Source organism: Cypionkella psychrotolerans (assembly GCF_001294535.1).
In the GTDB taxonomy this organism is placed as follows: domain Bacteria; phylum Pseudomonadota; class Alphaproteobacteria; order Rhodobacterales; family Rhodobacteraceae; genus Cypionkella; species Cypionkella psychrotolerans.
The window spans coordinates 1-22,354 of sequence record NZ_LGIC01000037.1; the positions used below are offsets into that span (position 1 = coordinate 1).

Sequence of the window (22,354 nt, forward strand, 5' to 3'; positions counted from 1 at the left end):
CGTCTCACGGCTTAAGTCCCTGCAATTGTTCGGAATGGCAATCGCGTGGCGAGAACTGCAAGCGGAATCGCCGCGCAACAAATCCCTCTCGCTCGAAGCCCTTTTGCTACGGTTGCTGGATGCCGAGCAAGCCGATCGTCAGGCGCGCAGCCTGCGCTATCAGCTAAAAGCTGCGCGGTTCCCCATCCATCGTGATCTGACCGGTTTTGATTGGAGCGAAACCCCCTTGGACGGTGCCCGCATTCAGGAGTTGGCCAAGGGTCACTATCTGGAAACGGCACACAACCTGATCCTGGTTGGGGGAACAGGCACCGGCAAAACCCATCTTGCCATCGCACTCGGTGTCGCCGCCATCCATCACGGCAAGCGCATACGCTTTTACAACGCCGTCGATCTGGTCAATCTTCTGGAACGGGAAAAAGCTCAGGGCAAAGCCGGAAATCTGGCCAAGCAACTCACCCAGATCGACGCGGTCATTCTTGATGAGTTGGGCTATCTGCCATTCCCGGCCTCTGGCGGCGCCCTGCTGTTCCATCTCATCAGCCAACTCTACGAAAAGACATCCCTCATCGTCACAACCAATCTCAGCTTCGCCGAATGGGTCACGGTCTTCGGTGACCCAAAGATGACCACTGCGCTCCTCGATCGCATAACTCACCACTGCGACATTCTCGAAACCGGAAACGACTCCTGGCGCTTCAAACAGCGCAAGAAAATCAGCGACCAAACTGATCAATATTGAACGCTGTTACCTGTTCAATATTCGACGCTGATTGACACGCAGGATCTCGTTTGCCTGCCGAAGCTGGCGCACCTCGCGTTCCAGTTCTTTGATCTTGTCACGCTCAGCACTGGTCGCACCTTCCCGTGCTCCGCTGTCCTTTTCCGCCTGCCGAACCCAGACCCTCAATGTCTCCGGGATGCAGCCAATCTTAGGGGCAATCGCAGCAACTGCCGCAGATTGCGTTTCATAGGAGCCTTGATGCTCCAACACCATGCGAACGGCACGCGCCCGCATCTCCGGTGAATAACGGTTTGATGTCTTACTCTTTTCCATAGCCCTCATCCTTAGTCAGGTTGAAGGTCTCCGGTAAACAAGGGGCGGTTCATAACGGGGTGCCAAGGCTTGACCACCTTCGCTTCGACCATGCCGTTGCCAAGGCCCTTATCACGGCGCGCCTGTGCCCTGAATTGCCCTGCCTCGCGTCTGTGGCGCTCATCTTGGGTATCACGCTCAATGCGGTGAAAAAGTTAGTTGCGTTTGGTGATGGCGGTCCATGGTTGAACGCGACAGCCGCAGAGATCGTTGCAGGGCTGGCCGGTGGGGCCTATGTATCCTTGACCGAAATCAATAGATTTGAGACGGAATACGCCACGCTCGGGATGATCGCCCGCACTGTTGGCGTCCACGCCTGTGCTGTGAAGCGCTTACTTGCGCAGCGCATCATCCAGCCGACGTTCGATCCTGCGTGGCTTGGATCAGTGATCTATCGAAAGTCGGATGTGGCTGGTTTTATGGCTGAAAGCGGTAGCACGGGGGAGCCCGAAAAATTTCGTAGAATTCGTGCCGTTTTTCGCCAAAAATCAGCGGATTTTGCGGAAAGTGATCTCTTTGGTGAATCCGATGTGTCACATTGCTCGTCGGGTCATTCCGGGCCCTGTGTAAATCAGTTACTTACGTTTAAAATTGTGCTTTTTATGATGGTGACTACATGATCGGTCGTTAACCTCTTGTCACAGTGGTTAAATTTCCGTCATAAAAATGTTACAAACTGACAGGAGCCCGCATGGCCATTGCCCTTACCGCCGCCGCTGTGAATATGGCCGTTGCATTGTCTTGTGGCGCGTTGATCGGCTCAGAGCGGCAGGTGCGCCAGCGCATGGCGGGCCTGCGCACCAATGCTCTGGTGGCGTTGGGCGCGGCGGGATTCGTGGTTTTCAGCCAGTTGATCGAGCATGACGCCAGCCCCAGCCGGGTGGCGGCGCAAGTGGTGTCGGGGATCGGTTTTTTAGGCGCAGGCATCATTTTTCGCGATGGTTTCAATGTGCAGGGGCTGAATACGGCGGCGACTTTGTGGTGCTCGGCGGGGGTTGGCTTGCTTGCAGGCGTGGGGGCTTGGCCGTTTGCGCTGGTGCTGACCGGGTTGGTGGTATTTGTGAACCTTGGGCTGCGGCCTTTGGTGAAATTTCTCAAGCGGCATACCAAGGCCGGGGTGCCGCTGACGCGATCTTATCGGGTGGTGTTGAGCTGTGCCAGCGATCAAGAGGCTGCGATGCGGGCGTTGTTGCTGCGCTGCCTCAGCTTGGGCGGGTTGCATGTGCATGAAATTGCCGTGCAAACGCAAGAGGATGGGCTAGAGATTTCGGCGCTGGTCGGCGGCGAAGACGCGCCAGATCACGCGGTGGAACAGGCCGTGCAACGCATGGCGGCAGAGATTGGGGTGGTGCGGGTGCGGTGGATGGTCGCCGATGAGGTCTGAATAGCGGTGCTGCCGTGCAGCAATGGCTTTCGGGCGGGGTGCAAGCAGTGCTAGACTTGCGGCAGTTGCGGCGTTAAAAGAGCGTCGTTAGCGCTAACAACGCTTCTGTTCTGGCCCAAGCTGCGAGGTAAGCCAATGGTTTCGCGAGTCATTCCGGTAGATGCCTTTGATCTGGTGATCTTTGGCGGCACCGGCGATCTGGCCAAGCGTAAGATCCTTCCGGGGCTGTATCGCCGTTTCATGGCCGGGCAGATGACCGAAAACAGCCGGATCATCGGGGCGGCGCGTGCCGATCTGAATGATGAGTCGTTTCGGGCGATGGTGGCGGAGGCGATTGCCGAGTTTGTGCCGAAAGACCGGCAGGACAAGACGGTTATCGCGCAATTCCTTGAAAAGATTGACTATGTCTCGATTGACGCCACGGGTGAGGGCGGTTGGACCAAGCTGAAAGCCCTGATGCGCGAGAACGTGGTGCGGGCATTTTACTTCTCGGTGGCGCCTTCGTTGTTTGGCGATCTTGCGGAGCGTTTGCATCTGCATGGGATTGCGGACGCCTGGAGCCGGATCGTGGTGGAAAAGCCGTTTGGGCGCGATTTGGCCTCGGCCAAGGCGTTGAACGCGGTTTTGGCAAAGCACTTCGCTGAGACGCAGATTTACCGGATCGACCATTATCTTGGCAAAGAAACCGTGCAGAACCTGATGGCGGTGCGGTTTGCCAATATTTTGTTCGAGCCGCTCTGGAAGGCGGAATACGTCGATCATGTGCAGATCACCGTGGCCGAAACAGTTGGGGTCGATGGGCGAGGGGCGTATTACGACAAGTCCGGGGCGATGCGCGATATGGTGCAGAACCATATGATGCAGCTGTTGTGCCTAATCGCGATGGAGCCGCCATATCACTTTGACCCCGATGCGGTGCGCGATGAAAAGCTGAAGGTGATCCGGGCGCTGGACCCGGTGAAGCCCGAGCATATCGTGCGGGGGCAGTATCTGGCGGGCAATGGCGAGGGCGGCTATCTGGAGCATAGCGAGAATCCGGCCAGCAAGACCGAAAGCTATATCGCGCTGAAGGTGAAGATCTCCAACTGGCGCTGGCAGGGCACGCCGTTCTATTTGCGCACCGGGAAGCGGCTGCGGGCGCGGGCGTCGGAGATTGCGATCACCTTCAAGCAGCCGCCGCATTCGATCTTTGACGATGCCAAGGGCTGGCTTGAGAATGTCTTGGTGATCCGGTTGCAGCCCGATGAGGGGATGAACCTGAAGGTGATGATCAAGGAACCGGGGCCGGGGGGGATGCGTTTGATGCAAGTGCCCTTGGACATGGCGTTTGCCGATGCTTTGGGGCCGGATGCCGAGGATGTGCCGGATGCCTATGAGCGGCTGATCATGGATGTGATCCGCGGCAACCAGACGCTGTTCATGCGTGGCGATGAGGTGGAAGCGGCTTGGGCTTGGACCGATCCGCTGATTGAGGGTTGGGAGGCGCGCGGGGATAAGCCGCAGGGCTATGATCCGGGGTCTTCGGGGCCAGAGGATGCTTTGATGCTGATGCACCGCGATGGGCGGCGCTGGCGGGAGATTAAAGTTTGAATTTTATCGCATACCCAGACCGCGAATTCATGATGCTGGATGTGGCTGGCAAGATTGCCGGCCAGCTTTCGGAAGAATTGAACATGTATGGCCGGGCGTCTTTGTCGGTGCCGGGTGGGACGACTCCAGGGCCGATTTTCGACATTCTGTCGGGGGTGAACCTCGATTGGGCCAATGTCGCGGTGATGCTGAATGATGAGCGCTGGGTGGGCGAGGATAGCCCTCGGTCGAACACGCGGTTGTTGAAGGAACGGTTGCTGGTCGCTAAGGCTGCGGCGGCCACGCTTATTCCCTTATATGCAGAGGCTTCCGAGCCGGAGTTGATGTTGCAAAGCCTGTCGGAAGCCATCGCCCCGCATCTGCCTTTGACAGTTTTGCTGCTGGGTATGGGCAATGATATGCACACCGCCAGCCTGTTTCCCGGTGCGGATTTGCTGGCCGAAGCACTCGCGCCGAATGCGCCGATCCTGCTTGCGCTGCGGGCTGAGGCTGCGGGCGAGCCGCGCGTGACGCTGACTGCCCCGGTTTTGACCGAGGCGAAGAACATCCATATCCTGATCACCGGGGCCGAGAAGCGCGCGGCGATTGAGGCTGCGGCTAACCTGCCTGCGCTGGAGGCTCCGGTGCGGGTGGTGCTGGATAATGCAACGGTTCATTGGGCCGAATAACAGCGGAGTAGGTCATGTCGGAAAAATGGCAAGCATTGAGAGATCACGCGCTGAGCGTGGCACGGCGGCCAATCCTGTCGCTGTTCGAGCACGCGGGACGGGCGCAGGCGTTTAGCGTCGAGGTGGGCGATGCGCGGTTGGATTACTCGAAAACCAATATTGATGAGCAGGCCAAGGCGATGCTGTTGACGCTGGCCGAGGTTTCCGGTGTGGCGGAAAAGCGCGCGGCGATGTTTGGCGGCGAAAAGATCAACGTCACCGAAGGCCGAGCGGTTTTACACACTGCGTTGCGCGGGGGCATTGAAGACAAGGTGATGTGCGACGGCGTCGATGTGATGCCGGAGATTCGCAAAACCAAGGCGCGGATGGCAATTTTCACCCGCGAAGTGCGGACGGGCAAGTTTACCGGACAAGGCGGAAAAATCACTGATGTGGTGAATATCGGCATCGGCGGCTCTGATCTTGGCCCGGCGATGGTGACGCTGGCGCTGGCACCTTATCACGATGGGCCACGGGTGCATTACGTCAGCAACGTCGATGGCGCGCATATCGCGGATGTGTTGAAGGGGCTGAACCCGGAAACCACTTTGGTGATCGTGGCCTCTAAAACCTTCACCACAATTGAGACGATGACCAACGCCGAAACCGCGCGGGCTTGGATGGCGACTAAGGTGAAAATCCCCGCAGCGCAGTTCGCAGCTGTGTCCACCGCGGCAGACAAAACGGCGGCGTTTGGCATTGATTCTGCCCGGGTGTTCGGCTTTGAAGACTGGGTCGGCGGGCGCTATTCGGTCTGGGGCCCGATCGGTCTGGCGGTGATGATGGCGGTCGGACCCGAGGCGTTTGAAGACTTCCTTGCCGGTGCGCGGGCGATGGATGAGCATTTCGTGGCAGCCCCCTTTGCGCAGAATATGCCGGTGCTGCTGGCGCTGGTGGGCATTTGGCACAACCAGATCTGCGGCTATGCCTCACGGGCGGTTCTGCCCTATGATCAACGGCTTAGCCGCTTGCCTGCTTACTTGCAGCAGTTGGAAATGGAAAGCAACGGCAAGTCGGTGGCGATGGATGGCAGCGATTTGGCCACCCATTCCGGCCCGGTGGTTTGGGGTGAACCCGGCACCAACGGTCAGCACGCGTTTTATCAGCTGATCCACCAAGGCACCCGGGTGGTGCCGTGTGAGTTCATGGTGGCCAAGGCCGGACATGAGCCGGATCTGGCGCATCAGCATTTGCTTTTGGTGTCAAACTGCCTCGCGCAATCGGAGGCTTTGATGCGGGGACGGTCGTTGAATGAAGCCCGCGCGATCATGCAGAAAAAGGGCGCTGTCAGCGAGGAGCTAGAGCGGCAAGCAAAGCACCGGGTGTTCCCCGGCAACCGGCCTTCGACCACGCTGGTCTACCCAAAACTGACGCCGTTCGTGCTGGGCCAGATCATCGCTTTGTATGAGCATCGGGTGTTTGTGGAAGGGGTGATTTTGGGCCTGAACTCGTTCGACCAATGGGGGGTCGAGTTGGGCAAGGAACTGGCTTTGGCCTTGCAGCCGATCCTTGAGGGCGGCGATGCCAGTGGCAAAGATGGCTCAACGCAGGCGCTGGTGGAGTATCTGCGCGGTTGAGGTCATCCTCTGCGCTGAAATATCCTCAAGGGGGTGAGCCTGATAAGGCGAGGGGGGCGGAAAGCCCCCCTTCCTGTTTTACTTCAACGCAGCCGTGACGATGATTTCCACCAGATATTTTGGCGTCGCGAGTTTCGCTTCCCCGGTGGCGCGGGCCGGGGTGTTGCCTGCGGGCACCCAAGCGTCCCAGACCGCGTTCATCTCGCCGAAGGTTGCGATATCGGCCAGCCAGATTTGCACCGACAGGATGCGGGTTTTGTCGGTGCCCGCTTCGGCGAGGATACGATCCACTTCGGCCAAGCAATCTTTGGTCTGCTGCGCAACACTTGCGCTGGGGGTGCCGACTTGGCCTGCCAGCCAGACGATGCCGTTATAGGCCACCGCCTCGGACATCCGTGCGCCTACGCCGATACGTTTGATCTCGCTCATATGGTTTCCTTTCCTGAAAGCTGCTGATTGCTAGCCTAGGCGGCGGCAAAGGGGAAGGGTGGCGTTTGAGGCGGTGTAGAGCGCGAATGGCAAAGCGAGAGCGCGGCGGGATCGCGCCGTTCAGGACACGCAAATCGCGGTGAAGTCGGGCGGGGTGCGTTGCGTGGGGGCAAAGGATGGCTTAGGACGGCGCAAGCCGGATACGCTGTTGACCGGCCGGATACTTCGTTGACTCGAAAGGAAAGCCCATGTCCCTGCGCGCCCTTGGCCTGATCGCAACGCTCGCTTTGACCGCCTGCGGCTCCAGCAGCGATATGCAGCTTTATCCGACCGCCGGACCCTTGGCATTGCAGACACCGCCGCCGGTGATCCATGCCAAGGCGGAGACGACCGAGGAAACCTCGGGCGCTTTGACCTTTAAGCTGTCCGACCGGACCAAATGCAGCGGCACATGGTCAGCGCTTGCGCCGAAAGTGGTGTCAAAGACCCGCGGCGTTTCCTTGACCCTGCGCGGCGGGCCGGGTGGCAAATACGACAACAGCACGGAATCGGTGGGCGGTATCAACACCGGCGAGATTTACGCGGTGTGCAAAGACGGCACTGTCGTGCAAGGCAAATTCGTGATGGGTTCCAGCACCACCAGCGGCACGGGGACGGCCACGGATACGCGCGGGAATACCTATAAGCTGCTGTTTTAGGGTCTGACGGGCTTTTGACTCACTGTGGCGGTCCTTTGTGGGCCGCCATTTTTATTGGTCACTCTGGGACTTTGTACGTGACTCGATAGCCCAAAATGCCCGTTACATTCCCTTTTTCTGAAAACCCATCAGTGCCAATTTTCAAAAACTGGCAACAAGCCATTGAAATTGCTTACTCATCTATGGAGGGATTGGAGCGGGTGAAGGGAATCGAACCCTCGTATTCAGCTTGGGAAGCTGCTGCTCTGCCATTGAGCTACACCCGCGTCGTCGTTCAGGTATGCCAGCCACGCGTCGCCGTCAAGACGGTTTGGCGCGGCGGGGGTTTGGTTTATGGCACGATGATCTCGGTGCGCTCGCCGGGTTTCACGCTGGCGGGGGTTTCGGTCTCGATGCCGTCTTTGGTGGTGACAATGCTGTAATCGCCGCCGGGCAGGGTGGTTTGGTCTTCAGCGTTGTAGTTGTGGAACACCGATTTGCGATTGCCGTTGATGTCTTTCTTGGCGGAGAAAATCTGCGCTTCGCTGGCACCGGGGGCGGTGTAGGCCAGAACGCCAGCCTCTAGGATCACTGCGACATCAGTCCGCGCGCCCGCTTTGATGCTGAACGGTACTTCGGCAGAGGCCGCACCCAGTTCGACATAGGCAATGTAATCCCCCGGCGAGAGTTTGGTTTGATTGCCGGTGCCGTAAGAGGTGGTCAGGTTTTCGCGGCTGCCATCAATGCTTTTCTTGGCTGAGCGGATGCTGACCTGATGCGCGTTGCCTTCGATCAACATGCCCTCGACGTAATAGCCCTCAATCGCGGCGAGGCCGACTTGGATGATTTCATCCTTTTCCAGCAGCTGGCCGGGGGTGAGGGTCAGGGTTTCGGTTTGGCTGGCAAGTCCCAAACCTGCGGTCAGTGTGACCTCACCTGCGGGCAGATAGACGCGGGTATCGCCGTAATAGGTGGTGTTGACGCCGGATGTGGTGGTGAATTTCAAGCTGGCGTCGGGTTCAATCTCCCCACCTTCGGTGCCTTTCGGGTGCAGGATGACGCGGGCGGCGTTGACCACGACTTCTGGCGCGCTGAGGGTATCGGCGGTGAGGGTGATGTCGCTGGTCGTCTGCGCCGAATCGAGGGTGGTGATCAGGCGGTAAGTGCCGGGCTCGATATAGCCTTTGAAATCATTGTATTCGGTGGTGACGCGGTCGCCCGTGGTGCCATCGGGATTGATTGCATAAAGCTCCCAATTCACTTGCGAATTGTCATCGGGTTTCGGGATGCCGGGGGCCAGTAGTGCTTTGGGGGCGAAGTTGATTTCCAACTGCGTGGGCTTTGTGGGTTCGGGGGCTGGAACGGGTTCGGGCGCAGGCGCTGGTTCTGGCGCGGAGATCACAGTGGCTTGTAGCGCGACTGTCAGGCTATCCAGATCATCGGCGGTGATATATTGGCCGCCTGTGTCTTCGGCGAGGCAGGCGACTTGCTTGCCTTCGTCCTTGGTCAAACCGAAGCCCACCACATGCGCAGTGAAATCAACGCCAGAGGATTCAAGCTCTTGCGCCAAGGCACAAGGGTCGCCTTCGCAGGTCTCAATGCCATCGGTGATCAGCACCACGGTGGCTTTTTCTTCGGTGGAATGCAACTCGGCGGCGGCGCGGCGCACGGCTTCGGTCAGCGGGGTTTTGCCGAGGAATTGCATCTTGGAAGCGGCATCGGAAATCGCCTGCGCGGTGCCTTTGGCTGGCGCGACGATGGTTTCAATGTCGTCGCAAGAACCTTTATCGCGGTGACCATAGGCGATCAGACCGAGTTCGGTATCGGCGGGAATGGTTTTCAGCACTTCGGCCAAAGCCTCACGCGCGATTTCAAGTTTGGGTTTTCCGTCGATCTGGCCCCACATCGAGCCTGAGCCATCCAGAACGATGATGGTGCGGCCATCGGCTGCCGCGAGGGCGGGCAGGCATAGTAAAAACAACGCAATAGTGCGCAGAATGGCAAAAAGTCGCATCACAGAATCCTTGGAAATGACACAGCGGAATGGCGTCAGACTAGCCAAGCTTGCAGCAAACGCAAAGGGCCTTGCAGATTGCGCTGCAAGACCCTTCCACTGGCCGGACTAAGTGGGGACTTTGGACAGGCCGACCTGTGTTGCACCTGAAACGGCGGGTGTGCTGGGAGCTGGCCCGCCGTTTTTTGGGTTGTTTACATCTTCGGCAGCATCACCGTGTCGATCACATGGATCACGCCGTTCGACTGTTTCACGTCCGCTTGGGTGACGGTGGCGACATTGCCCATCTCATCAGTCAGTTTGATCATGTCACCTTCGTAGGTGGCTTGCAGGGTGCAGCCGCCCAAAGTCGGCACCGGATGGGTGCCCTTGTCATCGGCGATCATGCCCTTCAGCGCGTCCGACATCACTTCTTTGCCGACAACGTGGCAGGTCAGGATTTTGACCAGTGTGTCCTTGTTCTCGGGCTTGAGCAGGGTCTCAACGGTGCCTGCGGGCAGTTTGGCGAAAGCGTCATTGGTGGGCGCGAAAACGGTGAAGGGGCCTGCGCCCGACAGGGTTTCAGCCAGACCAGCGGCGGTCACGGCTGCGACGAGGGTGGTGTGGTCTTTCGAGTTCACCGCGTTCTCAACAATGTTTTTCTCGGGGAACATCTCGGCACCACCGACCATCGGATTTTCGGCCAGCGCCATGCCGGACGAGAGCGCCAGAAACGCGGTTGCCATTGCGGCTTTGACCATATTGGAAGCGTTCATCGTGTTACCTCTTGTTGGTTTTAGGGCAAGACCGTCTTGCCTCATGCCGAAGTAACGAAAGGGGCGGCTGAGAAGTTTCAGCCGCCCGGATTTATTTTTGATTATTTTTGCAGAAGATAAGTTTTTATCTGAAACGCTTGGCTTTTCAGATGTTCTTCAGTGGCCCTGCCGCAAGGATCGGCCCGGTCGGTTTGCCATCCGGCCCGCCACCTTTGGGTTCCAGCGTGATCGCCAGCACATAACCTGCGGCAGCTTTGGGGGCGGGGATCGTCACCGACGCTTCGGACAGCACGCCGAGTGAGACCGGAGCCTTGTCGCCTTCGATAATCCACAGCTCGTAATCCTTGCCCGCTTCGGCATCGGTGCCAGCGGTGCGGGTCAAGGTCAGTTGATCACCCGCAATGGCGGCTGCGTAGCGCAGCGGAGAGGCTTCGGCGGAAAGCTCGGCGGTCATGGTCGGGGCAGGAGGCGCGGGCGGGGGCAGCATGACAAAGGCAGCGACGGCAATCGCACCTGCGGTCAAAGCGCCCGCAACCCAACCAAACCAGCGGCGGGATTTCGGCGCTTGCGGGAACAGCCGCGCCTCAATTTGCGGCAGCAGGTTGGGGGCTTCGGCCTCGGCGTAGTCTTCGTTCAGATCGGACAGGCGGTTTTGCCAGTCATTGACCAAGGCGGCAAAGCCTGCGTCAAGGCGCAGCCGCGCCTCGGCAGCGCTGCGTTCGGCCAGATCGAGGCTGCCCAGCACATATTCGGCGGCCAGAGCCTCATCTTCGGGCAGATCAAGGGGAGTGCTGGTCATTGCTCCATGCACTCCTTCAGTTTCAGCAGGCTGCGCCGCAGCCAAGTGCGCATGGTGTTCAAGGGCACGTTAAACTGGGCGGCGAGGTCGAGATAGGAGGTGCCCGTCAGATAGGCCCCACGCAGGGCGGCGGCTTTGTCGGCCTCCAGCGTCTCAAAGCATTGGTTGATGCGTTTGGCCTCACCTACGGCAATTAGCCGGGTTTCGGCGCGGGGGGTGGTGTCGATCACCGCGTTCATCGCATCTTCATCATCGGATTGGATTTCACGCCGCGACCGCAGCCGGTCAATCGCATGGTTGCGGGCCAAGGCGATCAGCCAGGTCATGCCACGGCCTTTATCGGCGTCATACCGATTTGCCCGCAGCCATACCCGTGTGAACACCTCTTGCAACGCATCCTCCGCTTCTGCCCGGTTTCCCAAGATACGCAAGAGTACGCCCATAAGTTTCGCGGAAGCATCGGAATAGATCGCACGGAACGCCGCACGGTCTTGTGCGGCGATCTTTCCCAGCAAGTCAGCAATCGGATCATCCATAGCCGCTGAAGCTAGCGTAGCCAGTGCCGAGGTCAACCCCGCCTGCGCCGCCCGCCTGCACCGCCCGAGCCCGAGGTGTTGAAACTGACATGCGGCAGGGTGACGATTTTCGACAGCTCTGGGAAGGTATCGACGGCGTTCGGGATGGCAGAGGCGTTGACGAAGTGTTCCTGAAAGCGCGGCTCGATGGCGGTTTCGACCTTGTGGATTTGATGCACGGTGGCCTCGATATAATCACGGGCGGCGACATTGCACAAAGCGATGCGCGCGCCGGTGCCTGCGGCGTTGCCTGCCGAGATCACCTTATCCAACGGCACATCCGGGATCATGCCCAAAACCATCGCGTGTTTCGGGCTGATATGCGCGCCAAACGCGCCTGCAAGCACGACCTTTTCCACGGTTTCAATGCCCATCTCATCCATCAACAGCTTGGCCCCGGCGTAAAGTGCCGCCTTGGCGAGTTGGATGGCGCGGATATCGCCTTGGGTGACAGTGATCATCGGGCCGCCCGTGGCAGTGCCATCGTGCAGCACATAGGAATGGGTGCGGCCTTCGGGAATACAGCGCGGCGTTCCGGTTTGATCGGCTCCACCGACAAGGCCGCCCTGATCGACAAGGCCCGCCATGCGCATCTCAGCCACCGCCTCGATGATACCCGAGCCGCAGATGCCGGTGATGCCGGTGCCAGCGGTGGCAGCGGCAAAGCCCGCATCAGTTGACCACAGATCAGAGCCGATCACACGGAAGCGCGGCTCCTTGGTGATCGGGTCGATTTCCACCCGCTCAATCGCACCGGGGGCGGCGCGTTGACCGCTTGAGATTTGCGCACCCTCAAAGGCGGGGCCGGTGGGCGAGGAACAGGCCAGAACGCGGGTTTCGTTGCCAAGCAGCAGTTCGGCATTGGTGCCGACATCGACGATCAGCACCATGTCTTTCGACTTGTTGGGTTCTTCCGACAAAGCCACCGCAGCGCAATCAGCACCGACATGGCCAGCGATGCAGGGCAGGATATAGACGCGGGCGGCGGGGTTGACAGCCTTAATGTCGAGATCAGCCGCATCCAGCACCAAGCTGCCAGATGTTGCCAGCGCGAACGGCGCTTGACCCAATTCGACCGGATCAATCCCCAGCAACAAATGGTGCATCACCGGGTTGCAGACAAACACAAGTTCGTAAATCGAAGCGGGATCAATCTTTGCCGAGGTCGAGACCGACTGCACAAGACCGTTCAGCGCAGTGCGCACGGCGGCCGTCATTTCGACGTCACCACCGGGGTTCATCATCGCGTAGGAGACCCGGCTCATCAGATCTTCGCCGAAGCGGATCTGTGGGTTCATCACGCCTGACGAGGCCAGAACCGAGCCGTCGCGCAAGTCGCAAAGGTGGCCGGCGATTGTGGTCGATCCAATATCAACGGCAAGGCCGTACAGCGCTCCCTCATGAAAGCCCGGCCAGATATCAAGGATGCGGTGGCGGGCGTCGTGATTGCCCTTGTGCAGCGCCACGGTGACTTTCCATGCGCCCTTGCGCAAAGCCGGTTGCAAACGGCGCAGAATCGGCAGTTCAGCCGCCACTTCACCGACGCCCCATTGCTCTTGCAGCGCGGTGACAAGGCGTTCGAAATCACCGGAGGGTTCGTGCATGTCGGGCTCGGCAACTTCGACGTAAAGCGCACGGGTGGCCGGGTCCATCACGATATCGCGCTGCGAGGCCGACTTGCGGATCACCTGTTTATGCACCTGAGATTCCGGCGGCACGTCGATGACGACGTCGCCCATCACGCAAGCCTGACAGCCCAGACGACGGCCCTCCATCATGCCACGCTTGGATTTATAACGCTCTTCAACGCTATTCCATTCGGTCAAAGCATCCGCCTCAACAGTGACGCCATGTTTGGAAAACTCGCCATAGCCCGGCGTGATCTGGCATTTCGAACAAATCCCGCGCCCGCCGCAGACGCTGTCCAGATCGACGCCCAACTGCCGGGCGGCGGTCAGCACTGGCGTTCCATGCGCAAAGCGTCCGCGCTTGCCCGAGGGGGTGAAGATGACGAGTGCGTCTTCGATGGTGACTTGTGCGGCTTCGGTCATGGCATCCTCACTTCAGGCGAACGTATAGGCGATATCGGGGAAGGCATCGGCGGCGAACGTATAGAACCAGCGCACCGGTTGGTCGGCGGCCAGCACTCCATGCACGGCATCGCCGGGAATGAAAAGAGCCACGCCGGGTTTGAGGCAGTGGGCGGCGCCGTTGATCTGCACATCGACCTCGCCTTCAAGGCCGAAATAGAGCTCTGGCTGCGGGTGAGAGTGCAGGGCGAAAGTGTCACCCTTGGCCATGATGGCGATGCCAGCGACGATGGATGTGCTGTTGGTGACATCGCCAGAGATCAGGGTTTTCCAGGCAATTTTGCCACGCGCCGGATCAGCCCATGTCTCGGTAGGGCAGTCGGCTTGATCGACCAGAACCGGGGCAGACATACGAACCTCATGCTTTCATTTTAGCAACTCTACGCGGCGGCGGGGCGGTCACATGCCTGTTCGCGGCATTACAGCGCCGGTCCGCGCCGTCTGGCGCTAGCGGGTGGCGCAATAGCTGCCGGGCATCACCGTGGCGATCAGCTGTTGCAGTGGCAAGGGCAGGGTGGTGCCCTGCGCCTGATAGCGGCCCGAGGCAAGGCTGCCATCGACATTCGCCCGCCAGTCCACCGTCAGATAGGGCGGTTGCAGGCGCGGCAGCGTCAACGGGTTGGCAGAGGGGATTTCACCGGTCAGAAAGCCCGCAACACCGTGCAGCAGCGCCTGATCCTCGTCTTCGTTGGCCCACCAATGATAGCTGCGCAGATTTTGGAACCCGAGCCCTTTGGTGGCTATGGTGTTGATCTGACGATCTTGCAGACGTATCGCGCAGTAGATCACTGCATCTGGATTGGGATTGGGCACAAACTGCACAATGATGCTCTGCGCCGGGGCGGGCGTTGCAAGGGCGAGCGCTATGATCGCTGCCCCGGAGTGCATGGCTAATCGGTTCTGAACTGTTTGGCCAACTTCAACCCCTGTCCTTGGTAGTTCGAGGCGATCTCTCGACCATACAACGACTCAGGGCGCTCGGCCATCTTTTCATAGACGAGGCGGCCGACGATCTGGCCATGTTCCAGCACAAAGGGAGCTTCGTGGCAGCGCACTTCCAGCACACCGCGCGAGCCCGCACCACCCGCCTCGGCATGGCCGAAACCGGGGTCAAAGAAGCCTGCGTAATGCACGCGGAATTCGCCGACCATGGCAAGGAAAGGGGCCATTTCGGCGGCATAATCCGGTGGTATGGTGACGGCTTCGCGGCTGACCAGAATATAGAACGCGCCGGGGTCGAGGATGATGCGGCCGTTTTGGGAGTGGATTTCCTCCCAAAACTCCGAGGCTTGGTAATGGCCGATCTTGTCGAGATCAACGACGCCGGTATGCGGTTTGGCGCGGTAGCCGACGAGATCGCCTTTGGATGGCTTGAGATCAACCGAGAAGCCGAGGCCTTCGGAGATCAGGGCTTCACCCGACACAAGCGGTTCTTGGGCGTTTAGCGCGGTCAACTCGGCGTCCGACAGCACGGCTTGACCTTGGCGGAAGCGGATCTGGTTTAGGCGTTGGCCGGCGCGCACCAGCACTGAGAACGACTTCGGGCAGACCTCGGCATAAAGCGGGCCGTGATAACCTTCGGCGATGCGATCAAATTCGGTGCCGCCGTCGGTGATCAGGCGGGTCAGCAGATCAAGCCTGCCGGTGGAGGATTTGGCATTGGCGACGGCGGTGATGCCTGGGGGCAGGGCAAGGCTTTCCATCAAGGGCACGACATAGACGCAGCCTTTTTCCAGCACCGCCCCTTGGGTGAGGTCTATGCGGTGCATCTCAAATTCTGCAATGCGGTCAGAGGCTTTGCGGCCTTTGCCGATCAGGAACGAGGCGCGGACACGGTAGGCGACGTTACCAAGACGCAGATCAAGGCTGGCGGGCTGGATTTGCTCGGGGATGATCGCCGGGCTGGCGGTGATCGCGCCGCTGGCGATCAGGCCGCGCAGGGCTTGGGCAGGTAGCACGCCGGGTTGGCTCATCACTTTATCCTCTAAACGAAAACGCCCGCGCTGCTGGTTGGCAGGCGGGCGGTTTTCGATTTGGTCGGGCCAGAGAGATTCGAACTCTCGACCTTCCGCCCCCCAGACGGACGCGCTAACCAGGCTGCGCTATGGCCCGACACGCGGTCTTCATACTGATATTCCGCGCAGGAGCAAGCAGGAAAGCGCAAGGCGATCAATGCTATGTTGCGGGGTAGCGTGGGGCGGCCCGCAAACGCGCGCGCAGCGAAATCAAACGCGCGCGCAAGACATGCAGATCGGTCTGGCGATCTTGCAGGGCGTGCGGGGGCAGGACGCGCAGGCGCTGGATCAATGGGGCGTCAGCAGGCCAGAGCGGTGGCTTGGCTGGGCTGGGTGATTCTGCCGCGCCGTCAATGGTTTCCACGGCGATACTCGTGGTCACCAGCGTCACAACTTCGGCGCTTTCAGGCTCGACCTCAAGCAGTTCAACCTCTGCCGCATCGCTCGCATCGCCGACCAGATCGGCGAAGTTGAAGCTGGGCTCGGGTTCTGATTTCGGCTCACTGCGGCGCAGGGCGGTTTCCAGCGCGACGATGGTGGCGGTCTTGGCCTTTTCAGGCGGCAGATCGACTTCGTCGCGTGCGCCAAAATTCGACGCCAACGCCGCTTCCAAAGCCGCTTCTGCATCCATGTCGATATCGTCCGGTACAGGCTGGCCGGACAAACCAGCCACATGCCGCACGCCCTGTTCGCGCAGGATTTTCTGCACGCCGCGGATGGTCAGACCTTCGTCGTGCAACAGCCGTTTGATCCCGGTCAGCAAAGCCACATCGGCGGGGCGGTAATAGCGCCGCCCGCCCGCCCGTTTCACCGGGCGAATTTGTGGGAAACGGCTTTCCCAGAACCGCAGCACATGCGCTGGGGTTTCAAGGTCATCTGCCACCTCGGAAATGGTGCGGAAGGCGTCTGGCGACTTTTCCACCCGCTGCAATCCTTACTTCTTGCCAGCCGCCACGCGGTCTTTCATCAGATGCGAGGGGCGGAAGGTCAAAACGCGACGTGGCGAGATCGGAACCTCATCGCCGGTTTTCGGGTTGCGACCGACGCGGGCGGTCTTGTCGCGCACGGAAAACGTGCCGAAGGACGAGATTTTCACTGTCTCACCAGATGCCAAAGCATCCGACATGTGCTGCAACACCGACTCGACCAGTTCGGACGATTCGTTGCGGCTGAGGCCCACTTCGTGGAACACCGCTTCGGACAGATCCATACGCGTTAGGGTCTTCTCGCTCATCATATCCCCCCAGGGTTATTTTGGGATACGATGCGTTGTCTGGAATTGCGAGTCAATAACAGTGACTTGGCAGACGTTCTTAAAAGCGCATTTCAGCAGATTACCAGCGCAGAACCACCGAGCCCCAAGCCAAACCACCACCGATTGCCTCTGTAACCAGCAGATCACCCGTCTTGATCTGGCCGCGCGCCTTGCCGACCGACAGGGCGAGGGGAATCGATGCAGCCGAGGTGTTGCCGTGATCCTGCACGGTGACGACCACATGATCCATCGGCACCTGCATGCGTTTGGCCGTGGCTTCGATGATGCGGATGTTGGCCTGATGCGGCACAATCCAATCGACATCACCACCCGTCATGCCGATTTTATCCAGCGCGGTGTGGGCGGTTTCGGCCAGCTTTTCGACGGCGTGACGGAAGACTTCCTTACCCTCCATCCGCAGATGACCCGTCGTGCCGGTCGAGCTGCCACCATCAACATACAGCAGCTTGCCATAGCGGCCATCGGAGTTCAGATCGGTGGCGAGGATGCCACGGTCGGTATTCTCACCCGTGCCGGTCGCGGCTTCCAGCACCAATGCCCCCGCGCCATCGCCGAACAGCACGCAGGTGGAGCGGTCTTTCCAATCCATCAGGCGGCTGAAGATCTCGGCCCCGATCACCAGCACGCGTTTGGCTTGCCCGGTCAGGATCAGCGCATTGGCATTGGTCAAAGCAAACACAAAGCCCGCGCAGACGGCTTGCACATCAAAGGCAAAGCCACGCGTCATGCCAATATTGGCTTGGATCGTCGTCGCACAGGACGGAAAGGTGAAATCAGCGGTCGAAGTGGCGACGATAATCGCATCAATATCAGCGGCTTGCAGGCCCGCATCGGCGAGGGCTGCCAAAGCCGCCCGCGTGCCCAGATCAGCCGTCGTCTGACCTTCGGCGGCATAATGCCGGCGCTCAATGCCCGAGCGGGTTCTGATCCATTCGTCGGTTGTCTCAACCAAGGCTTCAAGGTCTGCGTTCGGCACGATCCGGTCGGGCAGGTAATGCCCAACGCCTTTTACAACGGCGCGTATTGTCATTTGTTGGATTTTGCCTCCGCCCCATCTGCGCCGATCTCGGCGACGGCATCCTGCCCCGCCCGCCCAGTGGATGCAACCCGTGCCGCAAGCCGTTCCAGAAAGCCCGCACTGGAGAGCTGATAGGCCAGCGCAATGGCAGCGGCGACGCCGGTTTCGTCGGCAGAGCCATGCGATTTGATCACGGTGCCGTTCAGCCCCAGAAAAATCCCGCCATTGACCCGGCGCGGGTCCATCCGGCGCTGCAGGCGTTTCAGCGAATTCAGCGCCAGAAGGGCCGCGAATTTCGACAGTATGCCCGCGTTGAACGCCTCTTTCATAAAGTCGGAAATCAGCTTGGCAGTACCTTCAGCGGTTTTCAGTGCGATATTGCCTGTGAAACCGTCGGTGACAATCACATCCACCCGATCAGACGGCAGATCGCCGCCTTCGACAAAGCCGATATAGTCATAGCCACCTGCCTCAGCAGCCACAGCCAACTGATCGTTGGCCTCTTTCAACTCGGCGCGGCCTTTGTGTTCTTCGGTGCCCACATTCAAAAGCCCGACGCGCGGGCGGGTCAGTTTCATGCCATTGCGGGCGTAAGACGCGCCCATCGCGGCATATTGCAGCAAATCGGCGGCCTCGGCTTTGATATCCGCGCCAACATCCAGCATCACATTAAAGCCGCCGGGATTGCGCGAGGGCCACATGCAGGCAATCGCCGGACGATTGACGCCGGGCAGCTTGCGCAGGCGGATCATTGACACCGCCATCAGCGCCCCGGTGTTGCCACAGCTGACAGCCACCGTCGCCTCGCCATCCTTCACCGCATCAATGCACGACCACATCGAGGTGCCTTGACCGCTGCGCATCACTTGGCTTGGCTTATCGCTCATCGACACCACGCGCGGGGCGTGGCGCAGAGTGACCCGAGACGCCAATTCTGGATGCTTTGCCAGCAGAGGCGAGACTATCGCAGAATCACCGTGTAGCAGAAAGCTGGCGTCTGGCAGCTGCGCGGCAGATAGCACGAGACCGGCGACAACTGCCCCCGGTCCGCGATCTGATCCCATCGCATCAACAGAAATGACGATGCCACTTGCACCAAGCTTAGACGGAGTTTCTGATCCGGTTTCCACGAGGCGCAAGCAGGGCTAAGGGCGGCTTACGCCGCGTCCTCGTCTACTTCCACAGCTTTGGTGGCGACAACTTCGCGCGCATCGTAATGACCGCAAGACGGGCAAACGTGGTGCGGGCGCTTCAATTCGCCGCAGTTGGTGCAATCTTGCGGGTTGCCTGCAACCAATGCGTCATGCGAGCGACGCATGTTGCGCTTGGAGCTGGTGGTGCGGTTCTGCGGGACAGCCATGTCACGACCTCGGATAGTGGGGGACAGGCCCCGGATTTTAGTTTGATTTCAGAGCCTTATTACACATAGAACGTCTGCGCAACAAAGCTCTCAATGAGGCGCGGAACATAGTCAGATTCCCGCCACGCGCAACCCCCTTTCTGCAAGGGGCTGCGGATCGGGCTAAACCACCGATTAAGTCTCTGGCTCCTCAGGTTTTTTCAGCTTATCCGCCAATGCCGCCAATCCGGCAAAAGGTTTCAGGTCGGCGGACCGCAAAGGCTCTACTCCGGGGGCAGCAAAAGCGGCCTCGGCAAATTCAGCGCCGCGCGCACGGGGGTAGAGCGGCAGGGCGAGCGCCAAAGCCTCTATCGCGACGGCGGCGATGTCGATGATTTCCGGCAAAGCCTCAGTATCATCCTCAGGGATTTCCAGCTCATCCGCGTCAGGTTGGGCGTAGTCATAGGCATAGCGCCGCTCTGTTGTGTCAGCCAAACGGCTGCGCACCGGGGCGAGGGTGACGGAACAGGGCTGGATCACCAGTGCGGCAAGATCAGCCCGCAGCATCACATCGGCGCGGCCCAACGGGGTCAATTCGCCCTTAAAGCTGAACTCTGGCAGATCAATCAAATCCAGCGCGTTGGCAATCTGGCGGCGCGCGGCCTCATCGGGCGCAAAGCTGAACCGCAGGGCTTTGCGCCCTGACACCAAAGCAGAGCGGTAGGGTTGGCTGGGCAAGCCCGGGTTGGAAGCAGTTGCATCGGTCATCGAGATTTCCCCTATCCTGATCTTTCCCGGCCTATCCCACCCGGTCATGCGGGTTATTCCGGTGTTTTCGGTCGCATCCGCGTTCCATTCTTGAACAGAGCCGCGTCCTTCTGTAAGCCAAAAGCAACGGGCCTTGGCAACCGTTGCCTTTTCCCTGCGATACTGGCCCGAACAGGCTGGCGCAAGAGTGACTGGGGCATAGGTGCGGGCAAGACCACGAGGATGAGGGCAGGAATGGCGCAGCTTTTCGGTAAATCGGCTCGGATCGCCTCTGGCGGCCCAATTCGCGCTTGGGTGATCGGCCTGACTATGGTGCTGATCGCCGCCTGCGCGCCCATCACCCGGGACCACGGTTATATCCCGACCGATGAAGAGCTGGCGCTGATCACCGTGGCGAAAGACACCCGCGAATCTGTGGCGACCAAGATCGGACGGCCTTCGGCCTCGGGCCTGCTGAACGATGTCGGCTGGTATTATGTCGAAAGCCGCTTTGTGACCAAGGGCGCCTTTATGCCGAAAGAGGTCAATCGTGAGGTTGTAGCGATCAGCTTCACCGAAGCCGGGGTGGTTGAGAATATTGAGCGTTTCGGGCTTGAGAAAGGCCAGATCGTGCCTCTGTCGCGCCGTGTCACCAAAGATAACGTCAAAGCCGCTGGGATTCTGCAGCAGCTGTTCGGCAACGTTGGTGGCCTGAGCGCGGATCAGTTGCTGAAATAAGCCAAGCGTCTGGGGGGCTTAGTTCGCCCCCGACGCAATGCGGGCTTTCAGATCGTTCAGATCAACATGCCGCAGATACTGCGGAATGTTGATCCAGACGGCGTGAAAGCCAAAGCCGCCCTGTTGCAGTTCATCCAAAGCCTCGGCCCGGCTCCAGCCCTGATATAGCATCCGCCACAGGGCGATGATCATGCCGGTGCGGTCCGCGCCATGCGTGCAATGCAGTAGCACCGGGTCGGTGCTTTGGGCATCGCGCAGCGCCCGCAAGGCCAGCACGATCTTAGCGCCATTCTCATCAGTGACATGGCGGGTGGTGATCTTGATATGGATCAGCGCAAGGCCCGTCCCTTGGGCAAGTGGCGAATCATCCACTTTGCGGCGCAGGTTGATCACGGTTTTGACACCGATTTTGGCAAGGTTACGGAAACCCTCCGCGCTTGGCTGGGCACTGCGATAAATCAGGGGCGTGACGCGATAGAGATTGGGCGCTCCGGCCAGATCAACGGGCTCTGCCCAATCCCGCGCCGTGGTTTTGCCCCAGACCCGCGTTGGCAGCGCCAAAGCCATCAGGCCTAGCGCGCCGCGTCGTGTCAGGTTTTGCACCGGCATAGCTGTCTCCTTGGTGGACTGGATGCGATCAGGCTTGCGTCCGGCTTGGCTGCTGCGCAAGGGTAGAGCGGTCAGATCGCTTCTCCAACCCCGGTTACGCTCCGCATGTTTGCATTGACCAAAGGCCGCTACACCGCCCGTCTGGCCGAAACCAGCGCAGATGTGGCGGCAGCCCAAGCCCTACGCCACCGCAGCTTTCTCGCCCGGCGTGGGATTGCGCAGGCGCTTGGCCGCGATGCCGATGCGTTTGACGCGCTGTGCCAGCATGTCTTGGTTGAGGAGCGTACCAGTGGTCGGCTGGTCTGCTGCTATCGGTTGATGTCTTTCGGTGCCGATCAATCGCTTGCCACCAGCTATGCAGCGCAGGTCTATGGCTTGAGCGCCTTGGATAGTTTTGCCGGTGCCAAGCTGGAACTGGGCCGCTTCTGTCTTGATCCCGATTGGCATGACCCCGACATTCTGCGGCTGGCTTGGGGCGCGATGGCGCAGATCGTGGATGCGGGGCAGGTCAGTCTGCTGTTTGGCTGCTCCTCCTTTGAGGGCGCGGATTGGCAACCTCATGCCAAAGCCTTGGCGCTGCTGCGCGGTCATCTTGCGCCAACCGCTTGGATGCCTGTGCAAAAAGTCCCCGAAGTATTCGGTTTTGCCGAGGCGTTGTGCGATCTGCCCTTCGATCTGCGCGATGCCCTGCAAAGTCTGCCGCCCTTGCTGCGCACCTATCTGGCGATGGGTGGTTGGGTCAGCGATCATGCTGTGATCGACCTAAAACTCGACACCCTGCATGTGTTCACTGCCGTTGAGATCGCGAAAATTCCGCCCGCACGCGCGCGTGCTTTGCGCGCAATTGCTGAATAGGCCTGCGGGTGCTTTGCTCGCAATTTCTGAATAGCTCTGCGAATAGCTCTGCGCGCGCTTTACG

General features: G+C 59.8%; 25 protein-coding genes, 2 tRNA genes and 1 pseudogene. 9 read left to right on the forward strand and 19 right to left on the reverse strand.

The features are described from left to right. The first annotated feature begins 19 nt into the window (after positions 1-19). A complete protein-coding gene (gene istB, locus AKV04_RS08555; protein WP_235815583.1) occupies positions 20-742 on the forward strand; it encodes an IS21-like element helper ATPase IstB in 723 nt (240 codons plus the stop codon). 36 nt (positions 743-778) lie between these two features. On the opposite strand, the pseudogene AKV04_RS08560 reads toward istB, so the two are convergent. Beyond that, positions 779-1,057, reverse strand: a pseudogene (locus tag AKV04_RS08560) (transposase); the annotation flags it as partial. A 164-nt stretch (positions 1,058-1,221) separates the two neighbouring features. Here AKV04_RS08560 and AKV04_RS08565 point away from each other — a divergent pair. The 5 genes from AKV04_RS08565 (at position 1,222) to pgi (ending at position 6,354) form a co-directional block, all read left to right on the forward strand. Then, positions 1,222-1,716, forward strand: a complete 495-nt coding sequence (locus tag AKV04_RS08565; protein WP_156317425.1) for a hypothetical protein — start codon at positions 1,222-1,224, stop codon at positions 1,714-1,716. 71 nt (positions 1,717-1,787) lie between these two features. After that, complete coding sequence (locus AKV04_RS08570) at positions 1,788-2,480, forward strand: MgtC/SapB family protein (RefSeq protein ID WP_054006043.1); 693 nt, start codon at positions 1,788-1,790, stop codon at positions 2,478-2,480. 135 nt (positions 2,481-2,615) lie between these two features. Continuing rightward, positions 2,616-4,070 (forward strand): glucose-6-phosphate dehydrogenase, encoded by a 1,455-nt coding sequence (gene zwf, locus AKV04_RS08575; RefSeq protein ID WP_054006044.1) that lies wholly within the window; start codon positions 2,616-2,618, stop codon positions 4,068-4,070. Further along, entirely contained in the window at positions 4,067-4,738 is a 672-nt protein-coding gene (pgl, locus tag AKV04_RS08580) for a 6-phosphogluconolactonase (RefSeq protein WP_054006045.1), read from the forward strand. Before zwf ends, pgl begins: the two co-directional genes overlap by 4 nt. Before the next feature lie 14 nt (positions 4,739-4,752). Next, positions 4,753-6,354 carry a glucose-6-phosphate isomerase gene (pgi, locus tag AKV04_RS08585; RefSeq protein ID WP_054006046.1) on the forward strand — a complete coding sequence of 534 codons (1,602 nt, stop codon included), beginning with the start codon at positions 4,753-4,755 and terminating at the stop codon, positions 6,352-6,354. Positions 6,355-6,432: 78 nt separating this feature from the next. Here pgi and AKV04_RS08590 read toward each other — a convergent pair whose 3' ends face one another. After that, entirely contained in the window at positions 6,433-6,783 is a 351-nt protein-coding gene (locus AKV04_RS08590; protein ID WP_054006047.1) for a RidA family protein, read from the reverse strand. A gap of 248 nt (positions 6,784-7,031) precedes the next feature. On the opposite strand from AKV04_RS08590, the gene AKV04_RS08595 reads away from it, so the two are divergent. Beyond that, the gene (locus AKV04_RS08595) at positions 7,032-7,481 is read left to right on the forward strand and encodes a hypothetical protein (protein ID WP_054006048.1); all 450 of its coding nucleotides are present in this window, start codon (positions 7,032-7,034) and stop codon (positions 7,479-7,481) included. Positions 7,482-7,673: 192 nt separating this feature from the next. Here AKV04_RS08595 and AKV04_RS08600 read toward each other — a convergent pair. The 16 genes from AKV04_RS08600 to AKV04_RS08675 form a co-directional block, all read right to left on the reverse strand. After that, positions 7,674-7,747, reverse strand: a tRNA-Gly gene (locus AKV04_RS08600). A 65-nt stretch (positions 7,748-7,812) separates the two neighbouring features. Further along, positions 7,813-9,474 (reverse strand): vWA domain-containing protein, encoded by a 1,662-nt coding sequence (locus tag AKV04_RS08605; RefSeq protein ID WP_054006049.1) that lies wholly within the window; start codon positions 9,472-9,474, stop codon positions 7,813-7,815. A 194-nt stretch (positions 9,475-9,668) separates the two neighbouring features. Beyond that, entirely contained in the window at positions 9,669-10,229 is a 561-nt protein-coding gene (locus AKV04_RS08610; RefSeq protein WP_054006050.1) for a fasciclin domain-containing protein, read from the reverse strand. Between the two features lie 145 nt (positions 10,230-10,374). Further along, the gene (locus tag AKV04_RS08615) at positions 10,375-11,028 is read right to left on the reverse strand and encodes an anti-sigma factor (protein ID WP_054006051.1); all 654 of its coding nucleotides are present in this window, start codon (positions 11,026-11,028) and stop codon (positions 10,375-10,377) included. Further along, the gene (locus tag AKV04_RS08620; RefSeq protein WP_054006052.1) at positions 11,025-11,564 is read right to left on the reverse strand and encodes a sigma-70 family RNA polymerase sigma factor; all 540 of its coding nucleotides are present in this window, start codon (positions 11,562-11,564) and stop codon (positions 11,025-11,027) included. Before AKV04_RS08620 ends, AKV04_RS08615 begins: the two co-directional genes overlap by 4 nt. A gap of 32 nt (positions 11,565-11,596) precedes the next feature. After that, positions 11,597-13,630 (reverse strand): ASKHA domain-containing protein, encoded by a 2,034-nt coding sequence (locus AKV04_RS08625; RefSeq protein WP_054006175.1) that lies wholly within the window; start codon positions 13,628-13,630, stop codon positions 11,597-11,599. Between the two features lie 36 nt (positions 13,631-13,666). Continuing rightward, entirely contained in the window at positions 13,667-14,044 is a 378-nt protein-coding gene (locus AKV04_RS08630) for a cupin domain-containing protein (protein ID WP_054006053.1), read from the reverse strand. A gap of 96 nt (positions 14,045-14,140) precedes the next feature. Next, a complete protein-coding gene (locus AKV04_RS08635; protein ID WP_054006054.1) occupies positions 14,141-14,581 on the reverse strand; it encodes a hypothetical protein in 441 nt (146 codons plus the stop codon). Between the two features lie 2 nt (positions 14,582-14,583). After that, positions 14,584-15,666, reverse strand: a complete 1,083-nt coding sequence (locus tag AKV04_RS08640) for a 2'-deoxycytidine 5'-triphosphate deaminase (protein ID WP_054006176.1) — start codon at positions 15,664-15,666, stop codon at positions 14,584-14,586. A 61-nt stretch (positions 15,667-15,727) separates the two neighbouring features. Next, positions 15,728-15,805: transfer RNA gene (locus AKV04_RS08645), tRNA-Pro, on the reverse strand. Positions 15,806-15,868: 63 nt separating this feature from the next. Further along, positions 15,869-16,630 (reverse strand): MerR family transcriptional regulator, encoded by a 762-nt coding sequence (locus AKV04_RS25450; protein ID WP_082351577.1) that lies wholly within the window; start codon positions 16,628-16,630, stop codon positions 15,869-15,871. A gap of 12 nt (positions 16,631-16,642) precedes the next feature. Further along, positions 16,643-16,942 carry an integration host factor subunit alpha gene (gene ihfA, locus AKV04_RS08655; protein ID WP_054006177.1) on the reverse strand — a complete coding sequence of 100 codons (300 nt, stop codon included), beginning with the start codon at positions 16,940-16,942 and terminating at the stop codon, positions 16,643-16,645. Between the two features lie 100 nt (positions 16,943-17,042). Beyond that, positions 17,043-18,014, reverse strand: coding sequence for a beta-ketoacyl-ACP synthase III (locus tag AKV04_RS08660; RefSeq protein ID WP_054006055.1), 972 nt, complete (start codon positions 18,012-18,014; stop codon positions 17,043-17,045). Then, positions 18,011-19,141 (reverse strand): phosphate acyltransferase PlsX, encoded by a 1,131-nt coding sequence (gene plsX / locus AKV04_RS08665; RefSeq protein WP_054006056.1) that lies wholly within the window; start codon positions 19,139-19,141, stop codon positions 18,011-18,013. The genes AKV04_RS08660 and plsX overlap by 4 nt, the downstream gene beginning before the upstream one ends. Positions 19,142-19,158: 17 nt before the next feature. Then, positions 19,159-19,362 carry a 50S ribosomal protein L32 gene (rpmF, locus tag AKV04_RS08670; protein ID WP_054006057.1) on the reverse strand — a complete coding sequence of 68 codons (204 nt, stop codon included), beginning with the start codon at positions 19,360-19,362 and terminating at the stop codon, positions 19,159-19,161. A gap of 174 nt (positions 19,363-19,536) precedes the next feature. Next, complete coding sequence (locus tag AKV04_RS08675) at positions 19,537-20,109, reverse strand: YceD family protein (RefSeq protein WP_054006058.1); 573 nt, start codon at positions 20,107-20,109, stop codon at positions 19,537-19,539. Between the two features lie 234 nt (positions 20,110-20,343). Between AKV04_RS08675 and AKV04_RS08680 the strand changes: the two genes are divergently transcribed. After that, on the forward strand, positions 20,344-20,826 hold the full coding sequence (locus AKV04_RS08680; RefSeq protein WP_054006059.1) for an outer membrane protein assembly factor BamE: 483 nt from the start codon (positions 20,344-20,346) through the stop codon (positions 20,824-20,826). An 18-nt stretch (positions 20,827-20,844) separates the two neighbouring features. Here AKV04_RS08680 and AKV04_RS08685 read toward each other — a convergent pair whose 3' ends face one another. Next, entirely contained in the window at positions 20,845-21,435 is a 591-nt protein-coding gene (locus AKV04_RS08685) for a fused DSP-PTPase phosphatase/NAD kinase-like protein (protein ID WP_054006060.1), read from the reverse strand. A 105-nt stretch (positions 21,436-21,540) separates the two neighbouring features. Between AKV04_RS08685 and AKV04_RS08690 the strand changes: the two genes are divergently transcribed. Then, positions 21,541-22,290, forward strand: a complete 750-nt coding sequence (locus AKV04_RS08690) for a GNAT family N-acetyltransferase (RefSeq protein WP_054006061.1) — start codon at positions 21,541-21,543, stop codon at positions 22,288-22,290. The last annotated feature ends 64 nt before the right edge of the window (positions 22,291-22,354 follow it).